The 21,770-nt window shown below is 67.1% G+C and carries 20 protein-coding genes; 11 read left to right on the top strand and 9 right to left on the bottom strand.

Going from position 1 to position 21,770, the window contains the following annotated elements; genetic code table 11:
• Positions 1-6: 6 nt before the first annotated feature.
• Together ACNKW1_RS10485 and ACNKW1_RS10480 are read right to left on the bottom strand one after the other, a co-directional pair.
• Positions 7-927, bottom strand: coding sequence for a branched-chain amino acid ABC transporter permease (locus ACNKW1_RS10485; protein WP_418364523.1), 921 nt, complete (start codon positions 925-927; stop codon positions 7-9).
• Between the two features lie 21 nt (positions 928-948).
• The gene (locus tag ACNKW1_RS10480) at positions 949-2,115 is read right to left on the bottom strand and encodes an ABC transporter substrate-binding protein (RefSeq protein WP_418364522.1); all 1,167 of its coding nucleotides are present in this window, start codon (positions 2,113-2,115) and stop codon (positions 949-951) included.
• Between the two features lie 307 nt (positions 2,116-2,422).
• On the opposite strand from ACNKW1_RS10480, the gene ruvA reads away from it, so the two are divergent.
• The 3 genes from ruvA to ACNKW1_RS10465 all read left to right on the top strand — a co-directional run bounded on the left by ruvA (position 2,423) and on the right by ACNKW1_RS10465 (position 4,508).
• The gene (gene ruvA / locus ACNKW1_RS10475; RefSeq protein ID WP_418364521.1) at positions 2,423-3,022 is read left to right on the top strand and encodes a Holliday junction branch migration protein RuvA; all 600 of its coding nucleotides are present in this window, start codon (positions 2,423-2,425) and stop codon (positions 3,020-3,022) included.
• A 64-nt stretch (positions 3,023-3,086) separates the two neighbouring features.
• Complete coding sequence (ruvB, locus tag ACNKW1_RS10470) at positions 3,087-4,148, top strand: Holliday junction branch migration DNA helicase RuvB (RefSeq protein ID WP_418364520.1); 1,062 nt, start codon at positions 3,087-3,089, stop codon at positions 4,146-4,148.
• Positions 4,149-4,157: 9 nt separating this feature from the next.
• Positions 4,158-4,508 carry a hypothetical protein gene (locus ACNKW1_RS10465; protein ID WP_418364519.1) on the top strand — a complete coding sequence of 117 codons (351 nt, stop codon included), beginning with the start codon at positions 4,158-4,160 and terminating at the stop codon, positions 4,506-4,508.
• A gap of 82 nt (positions 4,509-4,590) precedes the next feature.
• Here the strand turns inward: ACNKW1_RS10465 and ACNKW1_RS10460 are convergent, their stop codons facing one another.
• The 6 genes from ACNKW1_RS10460 to ACNKW1_RS10435 form a co-directional block, all read right to left on the bottom strand.
• On the bottom strand, positions 4,591-5,133 hold the full coding sequence (locus tag ACNKW1_RS10460) for a helix-turn-helix domain-containing protein (RefSeq protein ID WP_418364518.1): 543 nt from the start codon (positions 5,131-5,133) through the stop codon (positions 4,591-4,593).
• A gap of 167 nt (positions 5,134-5,300) precedes the next feature.
• Positions 5,301-6,221: a tyrosine recombinase XerC gene (locus ACNKW1_RS10455; RefSeq protein WP_418364517.1), complete on the bottom strand. Its 921-nt coding sequence runs from the start codon at positions 6,219-6,221 to the stop codon at positions 5,301-5,303.
• Between the two features lie 59 nt (positions 6,222-6,280).
• Complete coding sequence (locus ACNKW1_RS10450; RefSeq protein WP_418364516.1) at positions 6,281-6,946, bottom strand: DUF484 family protein; 666 nt, start codon at positions 6,944-6,946, stop codon at positions 6,281-6,283.
• A 119-nt stretch (positions 6,947-7,065) separates the two neighbouring features.
• Positions 7,066-7,899 (bottom strand): diaminopimelate epimerase, encoded by an 834-nt coding sequence (gene dapF, locus ACNKW1_RS10445; RefSeq protein ID WP_418364515.1) that lies wholly within the window; start codon positions 7,897-7,899, stop codon positions 7,066-7,068.
• 21 nt (positions 7,900-7,920) lie between these two features.
• Positions 7,921-8,793 (bottom strand): lysophospholipid acyltransferase family protein, encoded by an 873-nt coding sequence (locus ACNKW1_RS10440; RefSeq protein WP_418364514.1) that lies wholly within the window; start codon positions 8,791-8,793, stop codon positions 7,921-7,923.
• Complete coding sequence (locus ACNKW1_RS10435; protein WP_418364513.1) at positions 8,790-9,671, bottom strand: lysophospholipid acyltransferase family protein; 882 nt, start codon at positions 9,669-9,671, stop codon at positions 8,790-8,792. Before ACNKW1_RS10435 ends, ACNKW1_RS10440 begins: the two co-directional genes overlap by 4 nt.
• Before the next feature lie 373 nt (positions 9,672-10,044).
• On the opposite strand from ACNKW1_RS10435, the gene metK reads away from it, so the two are divergent.
• The gene (metK, locus tag ACNKW1_RS10430; protein WP_418364512.1) at positions 10,045-11,208 is read left to right on the top strand and encodes a methionine adenosyltransferase; all 1,164 of its coding nucleotides are present in this window, start codon (positions 10,045-10,047) and stop codon (positions 11,206-11,208) included.
• Positions 11,209-11,369: 161 nt separating this feature from the next.
• Positions 11,370-12,449, top strand: coding sequence for a calcium/sodium antiporter (locus tag ACNKW1_RS10425; RefSeq protein ID WP_418364511.1), 1,080 nt, complete (start codon positions 11,370-11,372; stop codon positions 12,447-12,449).
• 15 nt (positions 12,450-12,464) lie between these two features.
• On the opposite strand, the gene ACNKW1_RS10420 is transcribed toward ACNKW1_RS10425, so the two are convergent.
• On the bottom strand, positions 12,465-14,099 hold the full coding sequence (locus ACNKW1_RS10420) for a methyl-accepting chemotaxis protein (protein ID WP_418364510.1): 1,635 nt from the start codon (positions 14,097-14,099) through the stop codon (positions 12,465-12,467).
• Positions 14,100-14,536: 437 nt separating this feature from the next.
• Between ACNKW1_RS10420 and ahcY the strand changes: the two genes are divergently transcribed.
• The 6 genes from ahcY (at position 14,537) to ACNKW1_RS10390 (ending at position 21,669) form a co-directional block, all read left to right on the top strand.
• On the top strand, positions 14,537-15,952 hold the full coding sequence (gene ahcY / locus ACNKW1_RS10415) for an adenosylhomocysteinase (protein ID WP_418364509.1): 1,416 nt from the start codon (positions 14,537-14,539) through the stop codon (positions 15,950-15,952).
• A 70-nt stretch (positions 15,953-16,022) separates the two neighbouring features.
• Positions 16,023-16,679: a GNAT family N-acetyltransferase gene (locus ACNKW1_RS10410; protein ID WP_418364508.1), complete on the top strand. Its 657-nt coding sequence runs from the start codon at positions 16,023-16,025 to the stop codon at positions 16,677-16,679.
• Entirely contained in the window at positions 16,676-17,551 is an 876-nt protein-coding gene (locus ACNKW1_RS10405; RefSeq protein WP_418364507.1) for a carbon-nitrogen hydrolase family protein, read from the top strand. Before ACNKW1_RS10410 ends, ACNKW1_RS10405 begins: the two co-directional genes overlap by 4 nt.
• A 7-nt stretch (positions 17,552-17,558) precedes the next feature.
• A complete protein-coding gene (locus tag ACNKW1_RS10400; RefSeq protein ID WP_418364506.1) occupies positions 17,559-18,410 on the top strand; it encodes a TlyA family RNA methyltransferase in 852 nt (283 codons plus the stop codon).
• A 32-nt stretch (positions 18,411-18,442) separates the two neighbouring features.
• Entirely contained in the window at positions 18,443-19,282 is an 840-nt protein-coding gene (metF, locus tag ACNKW1_RS10395; RefSeq protein ID WP_418364505.1) for a methylenetetrahydrofolate reductase [NAD(P)H], read from the top strand.
• A 20-nt stretch (positions 19,283-19,302) separates the two neighbouring features.
• Positions 19,303-21,669, top strand: coding sequence for an ATP-binding protein (locus ACNKW1_RS10390; RefSeq protein ID WP_418364504.1), 2,367 nt, complete (start codon positions 19,303-19,305; stop codon positions 21,667-21,669).
• The last annotated feature ends 101 nt before the right edge of the window (positions 21,670-21,770 follow it).

Raw genomic sequence — 21,770 nt, 5'->3', positions numbered from 1 at the left:
CCACCCTCACCCGCGCGCGGGGAACAGCCCCGCGGGTTTGAGCGTCAGCACCGCCGCCATCAGCACGTACATGGCGATGCCCGCGAGCGCCGGGCCAAGGTCTGCCGCCACCGAAGGCGGCAGCACCGCCCGCAGTGCCGGCGGCAGGAAGGCGCGTCCGGCGGTATCCACCAGCCCGACCAGCAGCGCAGCCACGAAGGCACCGCGCACCGAACCGATACCGCCGATCACGATCACCACCAGCGCCGGGATCAGGATCGCCTCGCCCATGCCGACCTGCACCGAACTGATCGGCGCCATCAGCGCTCCGGCCAGCGCCGCCAGCCCGGCGCCGAGCGCAAACACGAAGGAGAACACCGCGCCCACGCGCACGCCCATGAACTCCGCCATCTGCCGATTCGACGCGCCGGCGCGCACCAGCATGCCAATGCGGGTGTTGTTCACCAGCAGATACAGCCCGAGCGCCACTGCCAGCCCGGCGCCGATCAGCAGCAGACGATAGGACGGATAGGGCAGACCCTCGAACAGCTGCACCGGCCCGGCGAGCGCCGCGGGCGTGGAGGCCAGCAGCGGCGCCACGCCCCAGATCGCCTTCACCGCGTCGTCGGCAATCAGGATGATGCCGAAGGTGGCGAGCACCTGTACCAGATGGTCGCGCCGGTACAGGCGGCGGATGACGAGGAGTTCGAGCACCCCCGCCACCGCCACCGTCAAACCGACCGCGACCAGCACCGCGAGCGCGAACGAGCCGCTCGTTTCATGGACACGCGCGGCCACGTACGCGCCGGCCATGTAGAGCGAGCCGTGGGCGAGGTTCATGGTGTCCATGATGCCGAACACGAGCGTGAGCCCGGCGGCGATCAGGAACAGCATGAGCCCGTAGCCCAGGCCGTTGAGCAGCTGCTCGAAGACGAAGATGGCATCCATCGGGGGAGGATAGCGTCCAGCTTACATCTTGCACTCGCTGACGTAGGCGTCCTGGTGCTGCTCGAGCACGGTGCCGACCAGCTTGTTGGTCAGGCGGCCCTCAGCGTCCTTGCCTACCTCGCGCAGATAGTAGTTCTGCACCGGGAAGTTGTTGGCGCCGTACTGAAACGCACCCCGTACCGAGGCAAAGCTCGGGTTCTTCAGCGCCTTCAGCACCGCCTCGCGGTCCTCGAGCTTGCCGCCGACATCGCGCACCGCGGCGTCCATCGCCATCAGCGTGTCGTACGCCATCGCTGCGTACACCGAGGGGTAGCGGCCTTCGTACTTGTTGCGGAAGGCTGCGACGAACTCGGCATTGGCCGGCACATCGAGGTCGTGCGTCCAGTGCGCGGTATTGAGCACACCGAGCATCGGCTCGCCCACGGCCTGGATCACATCTTCGTCGGCGGAGAAGCCGGGCGCGATGAGCGGAATGTCCTTGAGGCCACCACCGACGAACTGCTTGACGAAGTTGATGCCCATCGCGCCCGGCAGGAAGAAGAACACCGCATCCGGCGCAGCCGCCCGGATCTGCGCGATCTCGGCGGCGTAGTCGATCTGTCCCAGCCGGGTGTAGATCTCGTCCTTCACCGCGCCCTTGTACAGGCGCTTGAAACCGTTCAGGTGGTCCTTGCCGGCCGGGTAGTTGGGCGCGATCAGCACCACGTTCTGGTAACCCTTTTCGTTGGCGACCTTGCCCGCTGCCTCGTCGTAGGTGTCGTTCTGGTACTGGGCGAAGAAGTACGGGCTGCACTTGGCACCGGCGTAGGCGCTCGGGCCGGGGTTGGCCGACAGGTAGGGCACCTTGGCGGCAAACAGCGCGGGCCCGACCGCGAGCGCGGCATTGGAGCCGATCGGGCCAGTGAAGAAGTCGATCTTGTCGCGCTGCAGGTAGCGCGCGACGAGCTGGTTGGCCTGCTCCGGGTTGCCGCCGAAATCGGTGCGGATGAACTCCGCCGGCCGCCCGCCGAGCTGTCCGCCGAGCTTCTCGATCGCAAGCTCGAAGCCGTCGCGCGCCTCGGCGCCGAGCGCCGAGAACGGCCCGGAGATGTCGAGCGCGATGCCGACCTTGATGTCGTCAGCGTGTGCGGTGGCGACCATCGCACCCAAAAGGGTAAGTGCGGCGGCGAGTTTCTTCATCGGCTGCATGGGAGTCTCCTCGTTGATTATGGCCGGCAGGCATCGGCGGCACTCCACGGGCTGGCGTGCCGGCCGGCAAATTCGGGCGCTGGCCCGCGAAACCGCTGGATTCTAGCCTGATAAGCGAATGGCTGTGGATGCGCACGCCCCTGCAAGCGCAGCGGTCCCGCTCCACAGCCACCGGGCGTGGACCGCCCCGGAGGACCCGCCTCGCCGCCCAGGCGCTGTATGAAATACCACCTTTGCTGCTGCGGCAGGGCCCGGCCCTGATAGACTTGCGCATCGCGCCATCAAGGCGTTCTTCCCGAAGCCCCCCATGATCGGACGCATCACCGGCACCCTGCTGGAAAAGAACCCGCCGCAGATCCTCGTCGACGTGCACGGCGTCGGCTACGAGATCGACGTGCCGATGAGCACCTTCTACAACCTGCCCGCCACCGGCGGCGCAGTGAGCCTGCACACCCATCACGTGGTGCGCGAGGACGGCCATTTCCTGTTCGGCTTCGCCACCGAAGAGGAGCGCGCTGCGTTCCGCCAGCTGCTCAAGGTTTCCGGCGTGGGCGCGCGCATGGCGCTGGCGGTGCTCTCCGGGCTCTCGGTCAACGACCTCGCGCAGGCGGTGGCCTTGCAGGAGGCCGGGCGCTTGGTGAAAATCCCTGGCATCGGTAAGAAGACCGCCGAGCGCCTGCTGCTGGAGTTGCGCGACAAGCTCGGCAAGGCGCTGCCCAGCATGGCTGGCGCGCGCCTCACCGCAGCGCCGGGCGCCGCACCCGACGCGCGGAGCGACATCCTCAACGCTCTGCTCGCGCTCGGCTACAACGAGCGCGAGGCACTGTCGGCGATGAAGGCGCTGGCCGAGGGCGTCGGCGTCTCCGACGGCATTCGACAGGCGCTGAAGGCGCTCTCGAAGCCATGATGCACAGGCTCCCTGCGTCCCGCGCTGCGGGGCGCCGCCCGGCGATTCCGGCAAGGACACACCCATGATCGAAACCGACAAGCTCAAGGCCGCCACCCCCGCCGAGCGCCTGATCTCCGCCGCCCCCGCCGACCGCCAGGAAGACGCGATCGAGCGCGCGCTGCGGCCCAAGCGACTGGCCGAATACGTCGGCCAGGCCAAGATCCGCGAACAGCTGGAGATCTTCATCCAGGCCGCACGCAATCGCAGCGAGGCGCTCGACCACGTGCTGCTGTTCGGTCCGCCCGGGCTGGGCAAGACAACGCTGGCACACATCGTGGCCGCCGAAATGGGGGTCAACCTGCGCCAGACCTCGGGCCCGGTGCTCGAACGCGCGGGCGACCTCGCCGCGCTGCTCACCAACCTCGAGCCGCACGACGTGCTGTTCATCGACGAGATCCACCGCCTGTCGCCGGTGGTCGAGGAAATCCTCTACCCGGCGCTGGAAGACTTCCAGATCGACATCATGATCGGCGAGGGCCCGGCCGCCCGCTCGGTCAAGCTCGACCTGCCGCCCTTCACCCTGGTCGGCGCCACCACCCGCGCCGGCATGCTGACCAACCCGCTGCGCGACCGCTTCGGCATCGTGTCGCGGCTGGAGTTCTACACGCCGGAGGAGCTCGGCTTCATCGTCGGGCGCTCGGCGCGCCTGCTCAACGTCGAGATCGACGACAAGGGCGCACTCGAGATTGCCCGCCGCGCGCGCGGCACGCCGCGCATCGCCAACCGACTGCTGCGCCGCGTGCGCGACTATGCCGAAGTCAAAGCCGGCGGCCACATTACCGCGGCGGTGGCGGACGCGGCGCTGCGCATGCTGGACGTGGACACCCTCGGCCTCGACCTGATGGACCGCAAGCTGCTGTCGGCAATGCTGGAGAAATTCGGCGGCGGTCCGGTCGGCCTGGACAACATTGCCGCGGCGATCGGTGAATCCACCGACACCATCGAGGACGTCATCGAGCCCTACCTGATCCAGCAGGGCTACCTGCAGCGCACCCCACGCGGGCGCATGGCCACGCACGCCATCTGGCAGCACTTCGGACTCGCGCCGCCGCGCGCGGGCGGCGACCTGTTCGACGCGCGCTGAGAGCGACCGGTGCGTTCGCTGCAGGTGGTGGCACTGACGCTGTGCCTGCTGGGGGGGCTGTATCTGCTCACCCAGGCACCGGCATTCTTCCTGCCCTCGCGCTGGGATCCCTCCATGGGTCACGACTTCGACCCAAGCGCTGCGCGGCTGCTGGGCGCCGGCATGCTGGCGCTCGCGCTGGCAGGCATGCGCTACATGAAGGAGATGTACTACAGCGCGGCACGGCATCTGCCCGGTGCCGCAGGGCAGCGCCAGTATTTCGCGCTGATCGTGCTCGCCATCGTCCTGATCGCGAGCGCCTTCCAGACAGCCGAACCCGGCCCGAACCCGGACTATCGTCCGCCCTCGCATACGCGCTGATGGCGTGGCCGACCACCCAGGCCTTCACTGCCGCGGGCTAGCGCGGCAGCAACCGCTCAACGGATGACGTGAGCCTGAGACCTCAGGCTGCCGGCCCTTCGATCAAGGCACGCAGGCGGTCCGCGGTCTCAAGCAGTTCGCACAGCGCGCTTGAACTGAGCAGGGCGCCGAACTGCGCCAGCGCCGACTCGGTGATGTACAGGTGGCCGTTCCCGTTGCGGACGATCCAGCCCATCTCGATCAGGCGGGCGATCTTTCGTCGCACGGTCTCTCGCGGCAACCCCGTCGCTGCAGCGATGGAGTAGGCATTACAGGGGTTCATATTGCGCATGAACGCCTCGGCGAGCACATCCTCGCTATCGGCCTCGTCGTGCCCATTGCCATTGTGCCCGCGCCGGGCAAGGCCATGCTGCAGCGCACCGACATTGTGGAGCGCGATCTCGCCGAGCAGGATGGCCAACAGGATGTCGCGATCGAACTCCTCGAACCACCGACGCACGCTGCGAATCTCGTGCTGAGCCAGAATGAGCGCTGCCGAACGCAGCACGCGGCGCGCGTCGCTGCCTGACGGGCCATTGTCCTGCGGTGCATTGTGCAGAGGAGCGGGGAGAACTGGAGGAGGCATGGTTTCCACATTGCTGCCTTGCCCTGCTTTACCACTTTTGCAGGCTTGAGGCGGTATTGGAATAGTTATGGAGTCTTTAGCGACTACTTGGACACCATGAGCATATCCGATCGGAGAATATGCTTACTTTCCAGGCTACCCAATATGGGGATTGTCAAGGGCGTAAGCTATTTCTTTGCGCGCGGATGGGTTGCGTCATAGACCTTCGCCAGGTGCTGAAAATCAAGGTGAGTGTAGATCTGCGTACTGCGAATGCTCGCATGACCGAGCAACTCCTGCACCGCGCGCAGGTCGCCGCTCGACTGCAGCAGATGGCTCGCGAAGCTGTGCCGCAGCATGTGTGGATGGACGTGCACGCTGAGCCCCAGCGCCCTTGCCCGCTGGCCGAGCCGGTTGGCGATGCCGCTGATGCTCAGACGGCCGCCGCTGCGGGTGACGAAGAGCGCGGGCTCTCCCGCAGGCGCAAGTTGTCCCCGCACTGCGAGCCAGGCGCGCAGAGCGCACACGGCCCGGCTCCCCACGGGCACGCTGCGGTTGCGGTTGCGCTTTCCGCGCACCGTGACCATGGCCTCGGCAAGATCCAGTCCGCCCTCGATGTCGAGGCCGGCGAGTTCGGAGACACGTAGACCGGATGAATAAAAAAGCTCGAACATCGCGATATCTCGCGTTTCGAGCAGATTTTCTGCCGCCGGCTCAAGCAATGCCGCCGCCTGGTCGGGCGACAGCACACGCGGCAGCGTGGAGGGCGTCTTGGGCGGCCGGACACCCAGCACCGGATTGGCGCGCAGGCCGCGGTGACGAATCAGCCAGCGGTACAAACCCCGCCAGGTCGAAAGGTGGCGGGCGATACTGCGCCCCTGCAGCCCCTCGCCATGCAGACGGGCGACGAAGCGGCGCACGTCCTGGCTTTCCAGCTCCGCAACCGGGCGCCCGTCGGCCATGCGCAACAGCGCCTGCAGGCCCACCCGGTAGGCCTTGAGCGTAAGCGGTGACGCCCGCCGCTGCGTGGCCAGCCAGTCGAGCCAGGCCTCAAAATCCGCTGGAAGCGGCACGGCCGCATCTTGAGCGCTGCGGAGCGGCGCTTTCATCGGTGAGGTACGCAGGTCACGGCGTGCGGCCGGCATCGCCGGACGACCTGTGCGCACACTCAGCGGGCGCGCGCTGCCAGCGCGGCGGCAGCCATGTCGCCAATGCGGTTGAGGTACAGCGTGCCCATCTCCGCATAGAAACGCTCGGCCTCCTCGCTCCCCAGGGCGAGCAGACCGAAACACCCACCCGCGTCACGCAGCGGCATCAGCGCCAGCGAGCGAATGTGGGGAGCAGCCTCGCCGAACCAGCTCGCCATCTCCATGCTTTCGGGCGCACCGCAATAAGGGTGGCGCAAGGCATCGATCTGCCGGCGCACCGCCTCGCTGACCGCCATGTCGCCCAAGGGCGAGCCCTCGCCTATGGCCTCCGCAACCGCGCCCCACAGCTTGAGGCTGACATGCGGGACTGCGAAGTCGTCGCGCAGCCCATCGACCAACGCGGCACGGACCGAAGCTTGCGAGCCAGCCAGCAGCAGCGCGACCGCAAGCCGGTGCACCTTGGCGCTGATGTCGTCGTTCTCCTCGCCGAAGCGGATCAGTTCAGCCAGCTTGACCTCCAGCGCGCGGATCTTGTCACGCAGGGCATGGAGCTGACGCTCGGCGAGCGAGATCGCCTGCCCACCATGCTGTGGATGCGGCACGGTCAACTCGGTGAACAGCTCGTGATGCTCGTTGAGGAAATCGGGGTGCTCACGCAGGTAGCGCGCGACATCTTCGGCATTCATTCTTTTCACTCCAGTGCGGCAACAGGTACGGCGACAGTCGGCAATCCTCAGTGCTGCCATCCGGCGCGGGGCGGGCCGCAAAAAACGGGGCCCGCGCCTGGTGGGCAGTCCTGCACCCTTCAGTCGAGCGTCATTTCGCCTTCGAATACGGTCACTGCCGGTCCGGTCATCGACACCGGCGCACCTGGTCCAGCCCAGGCGATTTCCAGCTCGCCACCGCGGGTGTGCACCCGCACCGGCGATTCGATCAGGCCACGCAGGATGCCCGCGACCACCGCCGCGCAGGCGCCGGTGCCACAGGCAAGCGTCTCGCCTGCGCCACGCTCGAACACACGCAGGCGCACGGCATGGGCGTCCAGCACCTGCAGGAAGCCGGCGTTGACCCGCGCCGGGAAGCGTTCGTGGCGCTCGATCAGCGCCCCTTGTTCGACCACCGGCGCAGCATCGACATCGGCCACGACCTGCACCGCGTGCGGATTGCCCATCGAAACTGCCGTGATCGCAACCACGCGCTCACCCACCGCGAGCGGCTGCACCACCGCATCCGAATCGGACACGAAGGGGATCTTCGCCGGTGCAAGCTCGGGCACACCCATGTCCACCGTAACCAGTCCGTCGGCACGCAGGCGGGGGGCGATGATCCCGGATTTCGTCTCAACCCGGATCTCATCCTGGTCGGTGAGCCCCTTGTCGTGCACGAAGCGCACGAAGCAGCGCGCGCCATTGCCGCACTGCTCGACCTCACCGCCATCGGCGTTGAAGATGCGGTAGCGGAAGTCAACGCCGGGACGACTCGCCGGCTCGACCACCAGCAACTGGTCGCAACCCACACCGAAGTGTCGATCGGAAATCGCCCTGACCCGAGCAGGCGTGAGTTCGACGGGCGTGCGGGTGGCATCGATGACGACGAAGTCGTTGCCCAGGCCATGCATCTTGGTGAAGCGCAATTTCATCTCGCAGGTCTTTCCAGTGTCTCAGTAAATCCGCGGCTCACCCTCGGGCCGGGTCTTGAAGCGGCGATGCACCCAATAGTATTGCTCGGGCATGGTGCGTACCACACCTTCGAGCCAGGCATTCATGCGCAGGGTGTCAGCCTCGACGTCGTCCGTGGGATAGTCGGCCCACGGCGCGCCGAGTTCAAGCACATATCCGCCGCCGCCCGGCAGCATTCGCACCACACAGGGCACCACCGCCGCACCCGCCAGCCGCGCCAGCCGCGGCAGGCCGGTGATCGTGGCCGCCTGCACGCCGAAGAAGGGCACGAAGATCGACTCCTTGCGGCCGTAGTCGAGGTCGGGCAGGTAGTAGAAGGGACGGCCGGATTTCATCGCCTTGACCGTAGCGCGCACGCCGTCATGGCGCGACAGCAGCAACTGATTGTTGAAGCGGCTGCGGCCGTGATGCAGCCAGCGATCAAAGACCTTGTCCTTCTGCGGCGCATACACGCTGACAAAGTCGCCTTCCAGCGTGAGCCGGGTGCCCGCCATGTCGAGACCGAGGAAGTGTGGCGCGAGCAGCAGCACCGGTCGCCCCTCGGCGCGCAGCCTGTGCAGATGCTCGAGCCCGTCGATGCGCACCGTCGCCCGCAGGCGCGCGGGAGCAGCCCACCAGGCGAGGCCGCGCTCGAGCATGCTGCGTCCGGCGAGGGCGAAGTGACGCCGCGCCAGCCGTCGCCGCTCGGTCTCGGACAGTTCGGGGAAGCACAGGCGCAGGTTGGTCAGCGCCACCTTGCGGCGCGGCACCACCACCCAATACAGCAGCCAACCAAAGCCCGAGCCCACGCGCGCGAGCACCGCCAGCGGGAGCCAGTGCAGGAGCCAGATCAGGGCGATGACGAGGCGGCTCACGATGCGCGCTCCGCATCCGCTCCGGGCACATCCTCCTCGCGCTCACGGCGCGGCCCCTTGTAGCGGTTGTAGCCCCACAGGTATTGCTGCGGACACTGCAGGATCATGCGCTCGACCTCGCGATTGATGATCGCGACATCGGCTTCCAGTTCGCCGGTCAGCGCCTCGGTAGGCGCCTGCAAGCGGAACACATAGCCCTCGCCACGCGGCAGGCGCTCGGCCCAGGTGTAGATCACGCGCACGCCCTTCACCGCCGCCAGGCGCGCAGCCAGCGTCATCGTCCATGCCGGCTTGCCGAAGAAGGTGGACCACACCCCCTCGCCCGCGCCCGGTACCTGGTCGGGCAGCATGCCCACCGCCTCATGGCTGCGCAGGGTCTTCACCAGCTTGCGCACGCCCGACAGGTCCGCCGGCGCGGTGCGCATCTGCCCGCGTGCGCGACCGGCTTCCATCAGCGGCTGCAGCACTGCCTTGCGGGGCGGGCGGTAAAGCACGGTAATCGGAATCTGCGCCGCAATGCACTGCGCAGTGATCTCGAAGCAGCCCAGGTGCGGGGTGATGAAGAGGATGCCCGCGCCCTCGGCGCGCGCGGCCTCGACCAGCGCCCAGCCTTCGGTGCGCACGGCGCTCGCCACCACCTCGGATGCAGGCCGCCCCCAGATGAAAGGCAACTCGAGCGCCTGGCGCCCGGCCTCGACAATCGCCGCGCGCAGCACCGCCTCGTCCTCGCGACCGAGTGCATTGAAGAGGTTCTCGCGCAGGCGGCGAGCGTAGGACGGTGAGGCCTTGTAGGTCAGCCAGCCCGCCCAACCGCCGAGGCGGTGCAGCCAGGACAGGGGCAGGCGCGAGAGCAGTCGGAACAAGCTTTGAAGCAACACGAACGGGGTCCCGTAAAAGTGCCCGAAGCGTCACGGCACGACAACGACGAGAGAGACTGTGGGAGCAGCGATGACATCTGTGGGCGCGAGCGCACCTGCGAAAATTGCTTGCACGGTCGCAGCATTCACACGCAAGCCCGCTTCCACGGATAGGCCTAGATCACCGTACGCCCCGAATGCTTACACACCCGGCCGCTTCGGTCTATAATCCGCGACTTGCCGCCGAGTTAACTCGACAACTTGCAGGGCGGCATGGCAGCGAGACTGCCACACAAATACTGCTAAAGCGTCGGCTGCTCGACGAAATCCCCGGAGCTGGCCGCAGACGCAAGGCCAGAATGACGGGGATTTTTGCTTTTCAAGGAGCAGCAGCATGGCTGAGTTTCTCTTCACCTCCGAGTCGGTCTCCGAAGGCCATCCCGACAAGGTCGCCGACCAGGTGTCCGACGGCGTGCTCGACGCCATCCTCGCCGAAGACCCCAAGGCGCGCGTCGCCTGCGAAACGCTGGTGTCCACCGGCCTCGTCGTGATCTCGGGCGAGATCACCACCACCGCCCACCCCAACTACCGCGAGATCGCGCAGGACGTGATCCGCCGCATCGGCTACGACAACTCCGACATCGGCTTCGACTACAAGAGCTGCGCGGTACTGGCTGCGATCAACCGCCAGTCACCCGACATCGCTCAGGGGGTCAATGCTGCCAACGACGACCCGCTCGACCAGGGCGCCGGCGACCAGGGCCTGATGTTCGGCTACGCCACCAACGAGACCGACAGCCTGATGCCGCTGCCGATCTACTACGCCCACCGCGTCATGCAGCGCCAGGCCGAGGTGCGCAAGGACGGCCGCCTGCCCTGGCTGCGCCCCGACGCCAAGAGCCAGATCACGGTCAAGTACGTCGACGGCACGCCGGTGGCGATCGACACCGTCGTGGTGTCCACCCAGCACGACCCCGACGTCACCCAGGAGCAGATCCGCGAGGCGGTGATCGAGCTGATCATCAAGCCGGTACTGCCGCCCGAGCTGATGAAGGGCGACGTCCGCTACCTCGTCAACCCCACCGGCCGCTTCGTGGTCGGCGGCCCGCACGGCGACTGCGGCCTGACCGGGCGCAAGATCATCGTCGACACCTACGGCGGCGCGGCCCACCATGGCGGCGGCGCATTCTCGGGCAAGGATCCGTCCAAGGTCGACCGCTCGGCCGCCTACGCCGGCCGTTACGTGGCAAAGAACATCGTCGCCGCGGGCCTCGCCGACAAGTGCGAGGTGCAGGTGGCCTACGCAATCGGTGTCGCGCGTCCTGTGTCGCTGATGGTCAACACCTTCGGCACCGGGAAAGTGGCCGATGAGAAGATCGTCGAACTGATCGGCCGCCACTTCGATCTGCGTCCGAAGGCGATCATCCAGGCCCTGGACCTGCTGCGCCCCGTCTATTTCCGCACCGCGGCCTACGGCCACTTCGGCCGCGATGAGCCGGGTTTCACCTGGGAACAGACCGACAAGGCGGCCGCCCTGCGCGCCGACGCTGGGCTGTAAAATACCGTCCGGTACCGCACGCCCCTCTCCGGCAACGGTGAGGGGCGTCTTCTTTTGATCGTCCGCGCAGGACCGCGCAAGATCGTACTCGCGTGCGAACCTCTGGCCTGCGCAACAGTCTGCACTGTCCCGCCCCGAACCAGAACGCAAGACTCTTCCTCATGCTCCAGCAAACCCTGATGTTCGTCCTCGGCCTCGTCGTCCTCGTCATCGGCGCCGACGTCCTCGTGCGCGGCGCCTCACGCCTGGCGGTGTCCTTTGGCGTGTCGCCCCTGGTGGTGGGCCTGACTGTGGTCGCTTTCGGCACCAGTGCGCCAGAGATGGCGGTTTCAGTGGGCTCCGCGCTCTCGGGCAGCCCGGATCTGGCGATCGGCAACGCAGTCGGCAGCAACATCGCAAACATCCTGCTGATCCTCGGCATCTCGGCCCTGATCACGCCGCTGCTGGTCGATGAGCAGATCATCCGCCAGGAGATCCCGATCATGATCGGCGCCTCGGCGCTACTGGTGGTGGTTGCGCTCGACGGTCGAATCGGTCTGATCGAGTCGATCACGCTGTTCGCTCTCGTGATCGCGTACACGGTGTTCCTGGTCGTTCAATCGCGGCGTGCCTCGAAGAATGTTCAGGATGAGTTCGAAACCGAGATCCCCACCTCGAACTGGGACCGCCACTGGAGCGTGCAGATCGGGCTCATCGTGGTCGGTCTGGTGATGCTGGTGGTCGGTGCCAACTGGCTGGTGGATTCGGCGGTCGCCTTCGCGCGCGCCTTCGGCGTCAGCGACCTCGTGATCGGCCTCACCGTGGTCGCGGTCGGCACCTCGATGCCCGAAGTCGCCACCTCGATCGTCGCCGCGATGCGCGGCCAGCGCGACATCGCGGTAGGCAACGTGGTGGGCAGCAACGTGTTCAACATCCTCGCCGTGCTCGGCCTCACCGGCATCGTGTCGGGTGCCGGCCTGCCGGTGTCGGAGGCGGCGCGCAATTTCGACCTGTGGGTGATGCTGGCGGTGGCCTTCGCCTGCCTGCCGATCATGATCAGCGGGCGCGAGATCGCGCGCTGGGAAGGCGGCGTGTTCCTGGCCTACTACGCCATCTACACCGCCTGGCTCGTGCTGCAGGCGCAACAGCACGACAGCCTGCCGGCCTTCTCGGGCGTAATGCTCGGCTATGTGCTGCCGATCACGGTGATCACACTGATCGTCAGCATGCTCCGCCAATCCGACAACAACCCGCGCCGCTGAACGGGGCGGCAGCCCTCAGGCCGACACGCGGAAGCGGCGCACTGCCTGCTCGAGCGCGTCCGCGAGTTGGCTCAACTCTCCGGCGCGCTGCAACGAGTCGCGCGTGGCGCCGTGGCTTTCTTCGCTCATGCGGGCAATGCTCTCGACGCGCTGAGCAATATCGGAGCTGGCCTGACGCTGTTCGCCAAGAGCGGCGTTGATCGACCCGACCGCCTCCCGCACCTCGACCGCGCCGCCCTCCAAAGCAGCCACAGCGGCGCGCGCGCGCTCAGCGTTCTCGGCGCCGCGCTCTGCCAGTTGGCGCCCCTCCTCCATCGTCCCCACGGCTTGACGGGCATTAGCCTGAACGCGCTCGATCATGGCATTGATCTCGTGCGTCGACTGGCGGGTACGCTCGGCAAGCTTGCGCACCTCGTCCGCCACGACGGCAAAACCACGTCCCTGCTCACCCGCGCGCGCCGCCTCGATCGCGGCATTGAGCGCCAGCAGATTGGTCTGGTCAGCAATATCCTGAATGACCTGCGCGATGTTGGAGATGCTCTCCGCACTGAGGCCGAGCTCCGCCACCACCGCGGCTGACGCGGTCATGCGCTGCTCCACCAGGCCGATGGTTTCGACCGCCTGGTTGATCACCTTCACGCTGTCGTGCATCTGCGCCTCGGAGTTGCCGCTGAGGCGGTCAGCGTCGTTCGCATGTTCAGCGACGACCGAGATGCTGGTGCTCAGTTCCTCGATCGAAGCCGCGATCGCCTGCGCCGCGTCGGTCTGCGCCAGGGTAGCGGTTGCCACCTTCTCCTCGTTGTTGCGCAGCGCGTCCGCCGCGGCGACGAGCCGCCCGGCGTCCGCGCGAATCCCCCGAATGATGGTTTGCAGTCCGCCCTGCATGTCCTGCATCGCGGCCAGCAGGCTGCGCCCGTCGCCGCCGCGGATCTCGACACGCTGCTGAAGATCCCCGTCCGCGATACGCTGCGCCACCTCCGCCGCGTAGGCGGGCTCGCCGCCCAGGCGGGACAGCACATTGCGCGTCACCAGCACCGAAGCCACCACGCACACCAGCAGCGCAAAAGCGCCCAGCCCGAGAACGACGAGCCGACTGCGCTCCAGTGCCTGTGCCGAATCCGATCGCATTCCGGCGGTCAGCTTTTCGAGATGCGCGATCTGCTTCATCAGCTCGCCGCGGATCTCGCGCCAGGCCGGCGTCTCGCTGCGCACCAGCACCTCGCGTGCAGCCTGCAGGTCCTCGGCGCGCACCCTTTCGATCACCTGCGCCTGCAGCGGCGCCCAGCGCTGGACGATCTCCTGCATGCGTGCGGCCGAGGCCGCACCCCCCTCGAGGACGTGTCCGCGCGCGACGATCTGCGCCAGCATCCCGTCGAACTGGTGCTTGGCCTGATCGAAGTTCTCGTAGGCCTTGGGGTTACCGGGATCGAGCAGGATATTGCGCAAGGCTTGGCCCATCTGCAGGCCTTGCGCATAGGTGCGCGTGACATCACGCTCAACGGCGAGCTCGGTCTCGATGAAGCCGGACAGGCGCTCGCCCGCAAGCTGCATCTGCCACAGCGCGCCGCCCAGGGCGAGCAGGAAAAGGCCGCAGGTCGAAGCGGCCAGCAATACGAGCTGGGATCTTACGGACAGGGTCTTGGAAGCCATCTTCGTTCTCGTGCGTGCAGTCAGGGGGTCGGCCCGGCTTCATCGCCCCGGCCGTCATAAGCGTATCCTGATGAGGATATCGGCAAGGCAACGAAAGCCTTTAGGCACGATGTCACATCCCGGGGGCCGTCCGGCACGGAGCGCCACCACCTCATCGATCACCACCTCATCGTCTCTTCCTGCACCGTCTCTTCCATCACGGTCCACGCGGACATCCATCGGATATAATGACGCGCTACCGAGGAGCGCTGCGAGGCGCCCGCCGGCTTTGCCGGCTGTGGCCCCCAGGCTCGGACCCCGCCGCCCGGCGGGTTGCAGTACAACGGCGCTCACCTGCTAATCGTCTCAAACCCTGCCGGGTCCGGGATGTCGGGTGAGCCGCCTGCAGCGCCATGCTGCCCTCCCCCGTCCCGCCCGGCCATAGCATGGAGCTTTTCATGAACGCTGTGGCTGACACCAACTTCACCGATTTCGTCGTCGCCGACCTGTCGCTCGCCGACTGGGGCCGCAAGGAAATCCGCATTGCCGAAACCGAGATGCCCGGCCTGATGGCGATCCGCGAGGAATACGCCGCCAGCCAGCCGCTCAAGGGCGCGCGCATCACCGGTTCGCTGCACATGACCATCCAGACCGCGGTGCTGATCGAGACGCTGACCGCGCTCGGCGCCGAGGTGCGCTGGGCCTCGTGCAACATCTTCTCGACCCAGGACCACGCCGCCGCGGCCATCGCCAAGGACGGCATCCCGGTGTTCGCGGTCAAGGGCGAGTCGCTGACCGACTACTGGGACTACACCCACCGCATCTTCGAATGGAAGGACGGTGGCTACTCCAACATGATCCTCGACGACGGCGGCGACGCCACGCTGCTGCTGCACCTGGGCGCACGCGCCGAGCAGGACCTTTCCGTGCTTGCCAAGCCGGGCTCGGAAGAGGAAACCGTGCTCTTCGCCGCGATCAAGGCCAAGCTGGCGCAGGACCCGACCTGGTACTCGACCCGCCTGGCGCAGATCAAGGGCGTGACCGAGGAAACCACCACCGGCGTGCACCGCCTGTACCAGATGCACGCGCGCGGCGAACTCAAGTTCCCGGCGATCAACGTCAACGATTCGGTGACCAAGTCCAAGTTCGACAACCTGTACGGCTGCCGCGAATCCCTGGTCGACGGCATCAAGCGCGCCACCGACGTGATGGTGGCAGGCAAGATCGCCGTGGTGTGCGGCTACGGCGACGTAGGCAAGGGCTCGGCCCAGGCGTTGCGTGCGCTGTCGGCCCAGGTGTGGGTGACCGAGATCGACCCGATCTGCGCGCTACAGGCCGCGATGGAAGGCTACCGCGTGGTGACCATGGAGTACGCCGCCGACAAGGCCGACATCTTCGTCACCGCCACCGGCAACTACCATGTCATCACCCACGACCACATGGCGAAGATGCGTGACCAGGCCATCGTCTGCAACATCGGCCACTTCGACAACGAGATCGACGTCGCCAGCGTCGAGGGCTATCAGTGGGAGGAGATCAAGCCGCAGGTGGATCACATCATCTTCCCCGATGGCAAACGCATCATCCTGCTCGCCAAGGGCCGCCTGGTGAACCTGGGCTGCGCCACCGGGCACCCGAGCTACGTGATGTCGAGCTCCTTCGCCAACCAGACGATCGCGCAGATCGAACTCTTCACCCGCACGGCGGACTATCCTGTAGGCGTCTACACGCTGCCCAAGCACCTGGACGAGAAGGTCGCCCGCCTGCAGCTGAAGAAGCTCAACGTGCAGCTCACCGAGCTCACCGACGCGCAGGCGGCCTACATCGGCGTACCGAAGCAGGGCCCGTACAAGACCGACCAGTACCGCTACTGATGCCGCGCCGGCGCCGCGGGCAGAGCCTCTCCGGGCCGCCCGCCCGCGGCGCGCAACGAGGAGGATCAGCATGCCGTACCCGAGGGTTCGCAACACCCGGGTGGAGGACATCCCCGCCCTGATCGCGCTGCAGGCGCGTGTCTACCCGACCATCCCGCCATGGAGCCAGCGCAAGCTGCGCGAGCAACTCGACGTGTTTCCGCAGGGCCAGATCGTGGTCGAGACCGACGACGGCGTGGCCGGCTGCGCGAGCTCGCTGATCGTGCTGTGGGACGATTGGGCCGAGTCCCACACCTGGCGCGAGATCACCGGCGCCGGCACCTTCGACCAGCACAACCCGGACGGCCGCACGCTGTATGGCGCCGAGGTCTTCGTCGACCCCGAGGTGCGCGGCCTGGGGCTTGGTCATCTGCTCTACGAGGGCAGGCGCAACCTGTGCCGGGCCATGAACCTCAAACGCATCATCGCCTGTGGCCGGCTGCCGGGCTACGCCGCACACGCCGACGCGATGAGCCCCGAGTTCTACGCGCAGAAGGTGGTGTGGGGCGACTTCACCGACCCGGTGCTGAGCTTCCAGTTGCGCGAGGGCTTCTCGTACTGCGGCGTGATCCCCGACTACCTGCCCGAGGACGTCGAGTCGCATGGCAACGCCTCGCTGATCGTTTGGCTCAACCCCGACTACGACCCCACCCGGCCCACCGAAATCAAGGAGGATATCCACCCATGATCGTACGTATCGCCGCCGTTCAATACCTGCTGCGCTCCATCCACGACTGGGCGGGCTTCGAGAACCAGGTGCGCTTCATCATGAAGGCCGCGGGCGACTACAAGCCCCAGTTCGTGCTCCTGCCCGAGATATTCACCACCCAGCTGCTGTCCTTCATGGACACCACGGACGTCTGCGCCGCGGTGCGCAACATGAACGACTACACCCGGCGCTACAAAGAACTGATGCTCGAGCTGGCGCACGAGTGGAACGTGCACCTCATCGGCGGCAGCCACCCCACGCTGCACGAGGATGGCCGCCTGCTCAACACCGCCTACTACTTCACCCCCGGAGGCGAGGTCTTCGAGCAGGACAAGATCCACCGCACACGTTGGGAGCGCGAGAAGTGGAACACCGACGCCGGCGACCAGCTGCGCCTGTTCGACACGCCCTTCGGACGCATCGCCATCCTGATCTGCTACGACATCGAGTTCCCCGAGCTCGCACGCATGGTGTGCGAGGCGGGCGCCGACATCCTGTTCGTGCCCTCATGTACCGATGACCGCCAGGGCTTCCTGCGCGTGCGCTACTGCTGCCACGCACGCGCGATCGAGAACCAGGTCTTCGTGGCCATGACCAGCACCGTGGGCAACCTGCCGGTCGAGGGCCTCGGCCTGCACTACGGCCAGGCGAGCATCATCACGCCCTCGGACTTCCCCTTCGCGCGCGACGGCATCGCCGCCGAGGGCACGCCCAACATCGAGCAGATCGTGGTCGCCGACGTCGACCTCAAGGACCTGCAGAGCAACCGCCTGAACGGCACGACCATCCCGCTCTACGACAAGCGCAAGGACGTATACGAGCACCCCGTCGAAGTGATCAAGATCGGTTGAGGCAGCCTTGAAGTCCTTCCACCGCCGCAGCAGTCGCCCGCCCCCCACGCCGCACCCGCATACCTCGGCCCCGGCTGGGCATGGGCTGCCGCGCGCCGACCATCTGCTCGTCGCGCAGGGCCTTGCGCCCTCGCGCACCGCAGCGCGTGCCCTGATCGAGGCCGGCCGGGTGAGCTGCGAGGGCAAGCCGGTGAGCAAGCCCGCTCAGCTCCTGCCGCCGTCGGCGCGGCTGGCGGTCACGTCCGACCCCGACGACCGCTTCGTGTCGCGCGGCGGGCTCAAGCTCGCCGGCGCGCTCTCCCGCACCGGGCTGGACGTGCGCGGCTTTACCTGCCTGGACGTGGGCCAGTCTACTGGCGGCTTCACAGACTGCCTGCTGCAGGCGGGGGCGGCGAAGGTCGTCGGCATCGAGGTCGGCCACGACCAGCTCCATTCCCGGCTGCGGCAGGATCCGCGCTGCATCACGCTCGAAGGCTTGAATGCCCGCTATCTGCGCGCTGCCGACCTCGGCGAAAACATGCCGGCCCATGGCTTCGGGCTGATCGTCTGCGACGCCAGCTTCATCTCGCTCGCCCTGCTGCTGCCGCAGTGGCCGGCGCTGCTTGCGCCGGGTGGCCACGTTCTCGCACTGGTCAAACCCCAGTTCGAAGTCGGGCCTCAGGGCCTGACCAAGGGTGGCATCGTGCGCGACACCGCCCTGTACTCCGGGGTTGAAACCCGCATCCGCGCCGCCGCTGGGGCAGCCGGCATCGACGTGCTCGACTGGTTCGACTCGCCGATCACCGGCGGCGACGGTAACCACGAATTCCTTTTTCATGGCAGGCTGGCGGACGCCACCCTGTCCCCACGCATTTCCTGACACCCTTCGCGCCCCCTGCGGGCAAAGCCGACATGACCCCCGAGATCTCCATCGAATTCTTCCCGCCCACCACCCCGGAAGGCGCCGACAAGCTGCGCACCACCCGCGACCGCCTGGCAGCCCTGCAGCCCGCCTTCTTCTCAGTGACCTACGGCGCCGGCGGCTCCACCCGCGAGCGTACCTTCAACACGGTCAAAGAGATCGCCGCCGCAGGCTTCGAGGCTGCACCGCATCTGTCGTGCATCGGCTCCACGCGCGAGAACATCCGCGAGATCCTGCAGGACTACACCGCCGCCGGCATCCGCCGCATCGTCGCGCTACGCGGCGACCTGCCCTCGGGCGTGCAGGATCCGGGCGAGTTCCGCTACGCGAACGAGCTGGTCGAGTTCATCCGCGCCGAAACAGGCGACCGCTTCCACATCGAGGTCGCCGCCTATCCCGAGTGGCATCCGCAGGCGAAAAGCCCCAGGGACGATCTGGCCGCCTTTCAGCGCAAGGTCGAGGCCGGCGCCACTTCGGCGATCACGCAGTACTTCTACAACGTCGACGCCTACCTGAACTTCGTCGACGCGGTGCGCAAGCTGGGCCTGAACGTCCCCATCGTGCCGGGCATCATGCCGATCGGCAGCTTCAGCAAGCTGGCACGCTTCTCCGACACCTGTGGTGCCGAGATCCCGCGCTGGATGCGCAAGACCTTCGAGAGCTATGGGGACGACACGGATGCCATCCGCGCCCTGGGCCTCGACGTGGTCACGCGCCTGTGCGAGAAACTCCTCGCCGCGGGGGCGCCGGGCCTGCACTTCTACAGCATGAACGCGGCTGGGCCGACGCTGGAGATCTGCAGGCGACTTGGCCTGACGGCCCAGGCCTGAGCGTCGCACACTCCGCACCCATGGAAGAACGCGCCCGCCACGAAGCCCCCGCACGCCGGGTTTCACTCGGTCACGCCTTGCGGCGGGCGAACCTCATCGCGCTCGGCGTTGCAGTAGGCCTGGTCGCCGCCCTGCTGATCGTCGGTAATGTGGTGATCAGCGCCATGGCCCTGAAATCGAACAGCCATGCAATGGCCCGCGTGCTGGCCGGAAACGCCGCAGCCAGCCTCGCCTTCGACGACGCCGACTCGGCGCGCCGCGTGCTGGAAACCCTGCAGCACGCGGCGAGCGTGCTGCAGGCAGAGCTTCACGACAACCGGGGCCTGCGCATCGCCCGCTATCCTCACGAAGAAGGCGATGCGCCTGCGTGGCGGGCCGGGCAGACGGCGGAGGGCTCCGACAGCCGCATCGGTGCGCGCACCCTCCAGGTTTCGGAGCCGGTGACCCTGCATGGCGAGAAACTGGGCGTACTGACGCTCGAGGTAGATCTCGGCCCCATCCACCTGCAGAGCCTCGCCTATGCCACGATCACCCTGTTCGCCGCACTGATCGCGATGGCGGTGGCCGCAGCCCTGCTGCGCAACCTCAACGGCGCGATCCTTGCGCCGCTGGCCAACCTCACCCGGCAGATGGGCCGGGTCGCCGACCACGAGTACGACCAGGGCGCGCGCGCCGACACCAGCCACATCGCAGAACTCGATGCCATGGCGCAGCGCTTCAACTTCATGCTCGAACAGCTTGCAGAGCGCGACATCCGCCTCGCCCAGCACACCGAAGCACTACGCCACGCCAAGGAGGCGGCGGAGGCGGCCAGCCTTGCCAAGAGCAGCTTCCTGGCCACGATGAGCCACGAGATCCGCACACCGATGAACGGCGTGCTCGGCATGACCGAACTGTTGCTCGACAGCAGCCTGAACCCCGAGCAGCGCAGCCATGCCGAAGCCGTCCGGCGCTCCGGCCGCCACCTCCTCAATCTGCTCAACGACATCCTCGATTTCTCCAAGATCGAGTCAGGCCGGCTTGCACTCGAACGCATCGAGTTCGAGCTCGGCCAGGTGCTCGAAGAAGCCTTGGCGCTGTTTGCCCACTCCGCGCGGGAGAAAGGACTGCAACTGTTGCTCGAGCCCGGCTCCGGCGCACCCTGCATGTTCTACGGCGACCCCTTCCGCATCCGGCAGATCGTCGCCAACCTGCTCAGCAACGCGATCAAATTCACCCCGACCGGCAAGGTCGTGCTGAGCGCTCGCTTTGCCGAAGGCGCCGGCGAGGACTGCGCGATAACGATTCGCGTCGTCGACTCCGGCATCGGCATCGCCCCGGAAGCCCACGCGCGCATCTTCGAGCACTTCGCCCAAGCCGACGGCTCCACCACCCGCAGCTACGGCGGCACCGGGCTGGGGCTGGCCATCTGCCGCCATCTGGTGGAGCTGATGCACGGCCGCATCACGGTCGACAGCACGCCCGGCCAGGGCGCGCGCTTCAGCGTGGAACTGACCCTGCCCAGGGGGCGGGCGCTACCCCTGCCGCCAGCCCCGGTGGCCGAAGCACCAGTCCAAGGCTCCGCCCCGACCGTGCCCACAACCCTCAGCGGCCACGTGCTGCTGGCCGAGGACAACCCGGTCAATCAGTCGCTCGCGAGCGCGATGCTGAACCGGATGGGCCTGCAGTGCAGCGTGGTCGAGGACGGTCTCGCTGCGGTGCAGGCGACACAGCAGCGAGACTTCGACCTGATCCTGATGGACTGCCACATGCCGCGGATGGATGGCTACGAGGCGAGCCGCGCGATCCGCGACGCACAGCAGCCTGGCGCGCCACGTACGCCGATCATCGCGCTCACGGCCAACGTCATGGAAGGCAATCGCGACCGCTGCATCGCCGCGGGCATGGACGATTTCCTCGCCAAACCCTACACGCTCGCGCAGCTGCGCGAGACCATCGAGGCATGGCTCCCCACGCGAAGCGAAGCGGCCGGGCCGAAGCGCCCGCCCCCCACCGACCCCGGCGGGGGCGAGGACACTGGCGCCCCTTCCGCGTCGGCGATCGACCCCGCCTGCATCGCACAGTATCGCGAACTCGACCCCGAGGGCGGAACACGGCTTGCCGCACGCATACTCCGCATCTACCTCGAATCCACTCCGGCCCTGTTTGCCGAACTCGAAGCCGCCGTCCATGCAGGCGACGCCGCGGGTGTCCAGCGCACGGCGCATAGCCTCAAGTCTGCAGCGGGCAACGTCGGCGCCCATGCGCTGCAGTCCGCGATGCAGGCGCTCGAGCAAGCCGGGCGCACAGACGATCGCGCATCCCTGCCGACCTTGTTCGCCCAAGCCTCGCATCTCAACACCGAAGCGCTCACTGCGCTGGAAGCGCTGGCGCGGACGCTTCGATGAGTCTGAGCAAGCAAACCGTGAACTACGGCGCATGCGTTGCAGCGCAGAGCGTGGCATAGTGCTTCGGAACGCTGAAAAACACACGGCCACACAATACGGGC

It is taken from the genome of Thauera sp. WH-2 (genome assembly GCF_048321015.1).
GTDB lineage: Bacteria > Pseudomonadota > Gammaproteobacteria > Burkholderiales > Rhodocyclaceae > Thauera.
This window is presented reverse-complemented; position numbering and strand designations above follow the sequence as displayed.